A 7,981-nucleotide genomic window follows, 5' to 3' on the forward strand; every position below is an offset into this window, starting at 1 on the left:
GATTTGAGAAGAAGTTAATTAGACAATTATTGAGGAAAGAGGCGATGCGCGAGTCAGTAATTTACCAAGAAATTCATGAAGAAGGTTTGCTCGAAGGAATTCAGCAAGGCGTACAACGGGAGGTCTCTTTAGTCACTCGCCTCTTGACGCGACGAGTGGGGGAACTGTCTCCAGAATTGGAAGCACAGATTCAGTCTTTGTCGGTGGAAACTTTGGAAGATTTGGGGGAAGCGCTGCTTGATTTTACGGAAGTTGAGGATTTAGTGTCTTGGCTAGGCGATAATGCTCGATAATCATGGCTAAGGTGACTTAATCCCTCTTCCCTGAGACCGCTTCCATTAAAATAGAGAACGCAGTCCCCCCCTTGATACCCTAGCGTGCAAATTACTTTTCTTGGAACTAGCTCCGGTGTCCCCACCCGATCGCGGAATGTTTCGGCGATCGCCCTTCGTCTGGCCCAAAAATCTGAACTCTGGCTCTTTGACTGCGGAGAAGGAACTCAGCACCAATTCCAACGCAGTGACCTTAAAGTGAGCCAACTTCGGCGCATCTTTGTCACCCACATGCACGGCGATCATATCTTTGGCCTAATGGGTTTACTCGCCAGTTGTGGGTTAGCCGGAAGCATGGAACAAATCGATATTTATGGCCCCCCCAAACTTAACGAATACTTGCAAGGATGCATCCGCTATTCCCAAACTCACTTTTCCTACCCGGTGAAAGTGCATACCGTAGAACCGGGTCTCGTCTATGAAGATAACGAATATCGCGTCATCTGTAACCCCCTCAAACATCGAGTTCCTGCCTTTGGCTATCGGGTACAAGAAAAAGACCGTCCCGGACGCTTCGATGTGGCTCGCGCTCAAGCCTTGGGTATTCCCCCCGGCCCCCTCTATGGAAAGCTGAAAAAAGGAGAATGGATTACCCTCCCTGATGGGCGCAAAATCCACGGCGCTAAACTGTGCGGCCCCACTCAAGTGGGTCGAAGTTTTGTCTATTGTACGGATACCATCTTTTGTGAAGGAGCCGTAGATCTGGCCCAAAGTGCAGACTTGCTCGTACATGAATCGACTTTTGCCCATCAGGATGCCCAACTGGCCTACGATCGCCTCCACTCTACCTCCACCATGGCCGCCCAAGTGGCCCTAGCTGCCCAAGTTAAGCACCTGATGCTCACCCATTTTAGTCCCCGGTATGCCCCAGGGAATGCCCTACAACTGGAAGACTTATTAACTGAAGCACGGGCGATTTTTCCCCAAACGGATATGGCCCATGATTTCCTCACCTATGAAATTGCTCGCCAGGCATCCGATCATTAAAAATAATAAAGATATCATAGAAAAGGGCCAAATATCCCTCACAATAGGAGAATGAAGGAAAAAACTAAAGTATTTATACTTAACCAACGTTATTACAACCCTGTACCGAATCGAATAAAAGGTGTAAATTATGATGCCCACTCTGCAATACTCGATCGCCATGATTAAAGATGAAGCCCGTCATTTAGTTGATGTCGGTTCTGTTGAGAGATTACAACCGATTTACAGTTTGTGCCGTTATATTCCCAGTCGAGAATGGGAATCTGTAGAATTAGAATTAGAGCGCAATGGATATTTACTGCGCGATCGCGTCATTGACTTACTTGGCAGAGAAGACTGGAGAGAAGACTAGCGTCCTCTGCGATTCACTACAAAAAAACTAGGGTGGGGCACTGCCTACCCTAGTTTTTTGTGGATATAAACTATAAACCCGTACTCCCAGCAGAAGGCTTAGGCGCTTCTGTTTTCGGGTCTTCTTCTTCCTCTGCTTTAGGTTCAGGAGGAGGGGGTGGGGGAGCATCGGGGAAAATTTCTTCGTAGACCTTGATATACTGATCGGCGGACAGATCCCAACTGTAGTTTTGGCGCATGGCTCGCTGTTGCAGCTTTTTCCAATATTCCTTATAGCGGAATCCTTCTAGGGCCTTAATCATGCAGCAGAAGAGATCTAGGGGTTCGTAGCGATCGAAACAATACCCCGTTCCCAACTCTTTCGTGGGATCGTGGAAGCTTACCGTATCGACTAACCCCCCAGTGCGGCGAACAATGGGAATACAGCCATAACGCATGGCTAACATTTGGCTAATGCCACAAGGCTCAAAGCGAGAAGGCATCAAGAAGGCATCACATCCGGCATAAATGCGGCGAGCCAGAGCATCGTTATAGAGCAACTGTACCGAAACCCGTCCCCGATAGCGGGATGCCAACTCCCACATTTGCGTTTCATAGTAGCGATCGCCCGTTCCCAACAGCACAAACTGGGCATCTGTATACGCCATAAACCGATCCAGAATTTGCAGCGCCAGATCGATCCCCTTCTGTTCTACCAACCGGGTAACCATCCCAATGAGAAACGCGCCCTTATTCACCTCTAAACCAATTTCTTCCTGCAAAGAAACCTTATTGATCGGGCGTTTATCCAACGTATCGGCATTAAAATTCTGATACAGATATCTGTCCGTTTGCGGATTATAACTCTCCGTATCAATACCATTCAAAATACCGAGACTCTTACCACTCACATAGGAGAGTAAACCTTCTAAATTTTCTCCATATTCTGAGGTCTTAATCTGTTCTGCGTAGGTGGGCGAAACAGTCGTCACTTTATTCGCAAATTGCACCGCCGCCGCCATGGTATTATGGCCTTCCATATACCAAGGACACCAAGTGATTTGGTCTAAATACCACCGCCAAGGCCCTTGATAGGCCAAATTATGAATCGTAAACACGGTATTAATATCGGGCGTTTCATGCAACCATACCGGCAACATTCCTGAGTGCCAATCATGGCAATGGACGATACTCGGTCGCCAATAATTCCAAGCAAACTCGGCCGCGGCATTTGCAAATAAGGTAAACCTCCATCCTTCATCATCACCAAAATAGACATTACGCCCTGAAAAAGAGGGATGGCCAAACAAATAGAGCGGCACATCTGATTTGGGCAAAAAAGCCTGATAAATTTCAAAATCTTGGAACATTGCTGTTCCTTTCCAAACTGGTTTTTCAGGGATATCTATTTTATCCGGTAAAAAACCATAATAGGGCATGAAAACCCGCACATCATGACCTTTTTTTCGTAAGACTTTGGGCAGGGCACCAACGACATCACCCATACCACCTACTTTAGCCAACGGTGCAGCTTCTGCGGCAACAAATAAAATCTTCATGTTTGCGATCGCTTCTGTAACATCTTGTCAAGGGAACCTGAAATAAGAGTAATTCTGAGATAGACTTACCCAATCTAGAGTACCGCAGGCTGTGACCAAAACCAATGGGGCATGGGGAATAGGGAATACTCCCTTACCCTGGGCATGAGTCGCTTTTTGCCTGCTCCTCCCCACTCTCCACAAATTTGCCTTACACTATTGACGATTGAGGGTCACTTAAGGAAAGATATGTAACCAGAATCTATGCTTAAGTAGCCAGACCATCCTTTAATGGGGTTTGCATACGGTTTATCTTAAATTCAGTGTCTAAGGCGATCGCGTGAGGAGAGCAATGAACAAGTATTCTTTTGGACTAAGTGGGGCGTTGATCGGCAGTGCCGCCGTTGTTGTCGCTAACTCTGCGGCTTGGGCGGCTCCAACCCGGATTAACAACGTCTCCCTCAACCCCACCAGTGGCGGAATTGAGGTCATTCTCGATACTCAAGAAGGCGATCGCCCCCAAGTGTTTGCCGTCCCTAATGGCAACGAATGGGTTGCGAATATCTCCAACATGCAGCTCAACCTTCCGAGCGGGGAATTCATGCAAGCCAACCCCGCCCCCGGCATTGCCTCCGTTCGGATTAACTCCGTCGATGGCAACAGCGTCCGCGTCACCGTCACCGGAAACCAAGGCAGTCTGAGCGGCCGCATCAGCATCCAAGACGGAAACAACTTCATTCTCTCCCTCAAGCAAGACGACCCCAAACCCACGGCCAACACTTCCCCCAACCCCCCTACACCTCGGCCAGTGGCTCAAAGACCGCCTCAACAGATGGCCCAGGGCGCTCCCTACAACAATGTGCCCCTGCCCAGCCTGCAAAACGGTATCCCCAGCCTCCCCCCTGGAACTGGGGTTGCGCCTCCCTTCCGGCAACGGGCGATCGCCCCACCGTTGGGTGACATCTCCGTATCCACCATCGACGCATCCGGCCGCACCATCAACCTCGGCTCCTCCGAAAACGTGCCCCGTCTCGTTCTCCGGGATGCCCCCGTGCGCGACGTTCTCGCTCTCCTAGCGCGGGTTGCGGGCATGAACCTGGCTTTTACTGATGGCGCGGGCGACATTCCCGAAGGGCAAGCCGGAGCAGCCACCACCGTTACCGGGCGGACTATTTCTCTAGACATCGAAAATGAACCCGTGCAAAACGTCTTCAACAGCGTCTTGCAACTGAGCGGAATGCAAGCCAACCGCGTCGGGCGCACTATTTTTGTGGGTGCAAACCTACCCCTAGAATCAAGTCCCGTCATTACCCGCACCCTGCGCCTCAACCAAGCCGAAGCCGAAAGCTCCGCCACCCTGCTCGCCTCCCAAGGAGCGGACTATCAACGAGTCGTCACTAACACCACTCGCGTGGTTGAAGGCGACGGGGTAGACCGACGAGAAACAGAAGAGACAACGACTAGCATTGAAAACTTCACCGTCCAAGAAGCGAACGGCCCCCTATTGCTGCGCGGTCTATCCATCATTGCCGATGAACGCCTCAACTCCATCACCCTCGTTGGTGACCCCCGCAAAGTTGAAATCGCCACCGGTTTGCTCTCCCAACAAGACCTCCGCCGTCGTCAAGTCTCCGTTAACGTCAAAGTCGTTGATATTAACCTTGATTCCCAAGAATTCTCGAACAGTAGTTTTTCCTTTGGTACTGGGGATTCCTTCTTCGTCGTTGATGGCGGTTTTGGTGTAGCCAACTTTGGACGCTTAACCCCCCCCACAGCAGGGCAAACCCTCACTAACGAGTTTGGTCGTCCTGTTGTCCAGAACCCCCTTGGGCCAGGGGGCCGTCTTCCATCTACTCCCTTCATCAATACGGATGGAACCCAACTGGTGCGCGACCCGGCTACCGGCCAACTGGTTCCCGTGGGGCAAAATCAACCCGGTTCTGTGTTCTCCCCCGGTGGCTTACCCACCACTCCGGGAGTGGCTGGCTTTGACCCAACTGCCCCTGGTATTCCTGGCTCTGGCAGTCGTCAGGTTTCCCCCTCTGCGGGAACACCGCCCCTGTTCTATGACCGGAATGGGATTCCCCGCAGTTTGAACGAACTCACCGTTGGGGGCGGGACATTCCAACCCCTAATTAATAGTCAAACCAATGAGCTAGTTACTGCTCCTACTGATGGCACGCAAGCGCCTCTGTATTTTGATTCCAACGGGAACCCCAGACTGTTAAGTCAGTTGCAAATCGGTGGAGGAGGAGCAGGTTATCAAGCCCTGACTACTCCTGACGGCGCTTTAATTTCGGCGGGAACAGGGGCAGACCCTGCACCTCAATTCTTTGATCAAAACGGTCAACCGAGACTCTTTAATCAACTGACGATTGCTGGAGGACAATTTGAACCCTTACGCAGTCCTGAAGGAAATGTAGTCGTCAGTGCAGGTGCTGCACCCCAATATTATTTTGATTCAACTGGTACACCTCGGTTACTCAGTGAATTGAATTTTCCTGATGCTGGAGCTAATGGCCCATTCCAACCCCTACTAAATGATGCAGGTGGTTTGTCTCCAGTGGGCGCTCCAGGCGATCTATACTTCGATATCAATGGAGTTCCCAGAACCTTTAATCAATTAACTGTTGGTTCAGGAATCTTTGAGCCTCTTCTTGATCCTAATGGATTAGTCCCAGTGACCCAAGGTGATTCTGCACCTCTATTCTTTGATCAAGCAGGAGTACCCCGTTTAGTCAGTCAATTTCTAGATGGTACATATTCACCCCTAATTGATGGCCAGGATTTAGTTCCTGCAACACGAGCCATTGCGCCTACATTCTTCGATGCCAATGGTGTTCCCCAGTTACTGAATAACTTGATCCCAGGTGGTGGAACGATTCCCGCTTTAACCAACTCTGTGGGTGAACTCATTTCTGCTGCTACGACAGGAGCTAACGGTTTACCTGCCATTGTGGGTCAAGCAGCGCAATTAGCTTACCAACTGCCGCAAGTCTTCCAATATCCCCAACAGTTTCTAGCCCAACTGCAAGCCAACGTAGTTGAAGGTACGGCCAAGATCCTCACTGACCCGACTCTTACCATCCAAGAAGGGGAAACCTCAACCATTAACCTCACTGACCGCATCCCCATTAACATCGAACAAGAAACCACCGTTAACGCCAACACCACCACCACCACGATTAACACTGAATTTGATGATGTGGGGTTATTGTTGCCCATCACCGTAGATCGAATTGATGATAATGGCTTCATTACCATGACCATCAATCCCCGGATCTCGACCCCCACAGGGACTTACAGCATCATTGTGGACGGTTTAGAACAAGAAGTTGCCCTTGTTTCCCAACGGGAACTCAGCTCCGGTAAAATCCGCCTGCGCGATGGTCAAACCCTCTTAATTGCTGGAGTCATCCAAGACCAAGAACGGGAAATTGTTTCCAAACTGCCCATTCTCGGCGACTTACCCATCATCGGCCGCATGTTCCGCCGTACCGATAAAGAATCGGAGCGTGCAGAAGTGGTAGTTGTGGTTACCCCCAACATCATCCAAGATGTAGAGGATGCCAACTGGGGCTATGGCTACGCCCCCAGCCCCAATGTGCAGCAACAACTGCGTAACCGAGGCTTCCGCTATCCCAACCGATGACAATGAACAATGAACAATTGGGGAATGGGGAATAGGCAATAGGCAATAGGCAATAGGCAATAGTTGATCTACCCCATCCTCCTTATCCGCCTATCCCCCCCATCTCCCTATCCCCCTATCTCCCCATCCCCCAACCTACACCCACGCCCAACCATGAACGAACCCACAGTTATCGGCATCGATATCGGCGGAACGGGCATTAAACTGGGCCGGTTTGCTAAAGATGGCAGTTGCCAAAACACTCTCACCCTGCCAACCCCCCAACCCGCTACCCCGGAAGCGGTCATCAGCGCCCTCCTGCCTGCCCTAGGGGAACTTGACCCCGACCACAGCGCCCTCGCCCTCGGAGTCGGTGTCCCCGGCCCCGTAGACCAAACCGGTAAAATTTCGCGCCTTGCCATCAACCTCACCGACTGGCAAGACGTGCCCCTAGCCGCCTGGTTAGAAGACAAAACGGGCAAACCCACCATCCTCGCTAACGACGCAAACTGCGCCGGACTGGGGGAATCCTGGATCGGAGCCGGGCGCAACTTCCAAGACCTGATCCTGCTCACCCTGGGAACCGGAGTCGGTGGAGCTATTATTATTGATGGTAAATTATTTACCGGTCGCCAGGGCACAGCCGGAGAACTGGGTCTAATCACCATTGACCTCTATGGTCATGAGTGCAACAGTGGTAACCGAGGCTCCCTGGAACAACAGGTTTCCATTCCCGCCGTTCGCCGTCTCGGCCATCTCGACCCGGAAGAACTCGGCCACCTCGCGGAAACTGGCAACCGACAAGCCCTAGAATTTTGGCAAAACTACGGCCATCGTCTGGGGGCAGGTTTGGCGAATTTAATCTATGTCTTGACTCCAGAAGCGATTATACTAGGCGGTGGCATTAGTCAAAGCGCCGCCCATTTCCTCCCGGCTACCCTTTCCGAAATCGAACAGCGCGTCCTCCCCACTTCCCGCGAAGGACTCCAGATTTTAGTCGCCGAGTTAGGCAATCAAGCCGGAATGGTGGGCGCGGCTAAGTTGGCGTGGGAATGTGTGGACAATGAACAATTAACAATGAACAATTAACAATGAACAATGAACAATTAACAATGAACAATGAACAATGAACAATGAACAATGAACAATGAACAATGAACAAT

Annotated in this window: 6 protein-coding genes; 5 read left to right on the forward strand and 1 reads right to left on the reverse strand. The window is 50.8% G+C overall.

Translation table 11 applies throughout. The features are described 5' to 3' along the window. From PMG25_RS21465 to PMG25_RS21475, 3 genes are all read left to right on the forward strand, one after another. On the forward strand, nucleotides 1-293 hold a 293-nt coding region (locus PMG25_RS21465), incomplete at its 5' end, for a DUF4351 domain-containing protein (RefSeq protein ID WP_283768945.1). A gap of 84 nt (nucleotides 294-377) precedes the next feature. Then, the gene (locus PMG25_RS21470; protein ID WP_283768946.1) at nucleotides 378-1,319 is read left to right on the forward strand and encodes a ribonuclease Z; all 942 of its coding nucleotides are present in this window, start codon (nucleotides 378-380) and stop codon (nucleotides 1,317-1,319) included. 130 nt (nucleotides 1,320-1,449) lie between these two features. Continuing rightward, on the forward strand, nucleotides 1,450-1,671 hold the full coding sequence (locus PMG25_RS21475; RefSeq protein WP_283768947.1) for a DUF4327 family protein: 222 nt from the start codon (nucleotides 1,450-1,452) through the stop codon (nucleotides 1,669-1,671). Nucleotides 1,672-1,741: 70 nt separating this feature from the next. Here the strand turns inward: PMG25_RS21475 and glgA are convergent, their stop codons facing one another. Next, complete coding sequence (glgA, locus tag PMG25_RS21480; RefSeq protein WP_283768948.1) at nucleotides 1,742-3,208, reverse strand: glycogen synthase GlgA; 1,467 nt, start codon at nucleotides 3,206-3,208, stop codon at nucleotides 1,742-1,744. A 331-nt stretch (nucleotides 3,209-3,539) separates the two neighbouring features. Here glgA and PMG25_RS21485 point away from each other — a divergent pair, with 331 nt between their 5' ends. Together PMG25_RS21485 and PMG25_RS21490 are read left to right on the forward strand one after the other, a co-directional pair. After that, nucleotides 3,540-6,839, forward strand: coding sequence for an AMIN domain-containing protein (locus tag PMG25_RS21485; RefSeq protein ID WP_283768949.1), 3,300 nt, complete (start codon nucleotides 3,540-3,542; stop codon nucleotides 6,837-6,839). A 153-nt stretch (nucleotides 6,840-6,992) separates the two neighbouring features. Next, nucleotides 6,993-7,907, forward strand: a complete 915-nt coding sequence (locus PMG25_RS21490) for an ROK family protein (RefSeq protein WP_283768950.1) — start codon at nucleotides 6,993-6,995, stop codon at nucleotides 7,905-7,907. The last annotated feature ends 74 nt before the right edge of the window (nucleotides 7,908-7,981 follow it).

The sequence above is a fragment of the Roseofilum capinflatum BLCC-M114 genome (assembly GCF_030068505.1).
Taxonomy (GTDB): domain Bacteria; phylum Cyanobacteriota; class Cyanobacteriia; order Cyanobacteriales; family Desertifilaceae; genus Roseofilum; species Roseofilum capinflatum.

What these genes read in the sequence shown, in the direction of transcription:
- PMG25_RS21475 (WP_283768947.1), top strand. Translation starts at nt 1,450, where the DNA reads ATGATGCCCACTCTGCAATACTCGATCGCCATGATTAAAGATGAAGCC.
- glgA (WP_283768948.1), bottom strand. Translation starts at nt 3,208, where the DNA reads ATGAAGATTTTATTTGTTGCCGCAGAAGCTGCACCGTTGGCTAAAGTA.
- PMG25_RS21485 (WP_283768949.1), top strand. Translation starts at nt 3,540, where the DNA reads ATGAACAAGTATTCTTTTGGACTAAGTGGGGCGTTGATCGGCAGTGCC.
- PMG25_RS21490 (WP_283768950.1), top strand. Translation starts at nt 6,993, where the DNA reads ATGAACGAACCCACAGTTATCGGCATCGATATCGGCGGAACGGGCATT.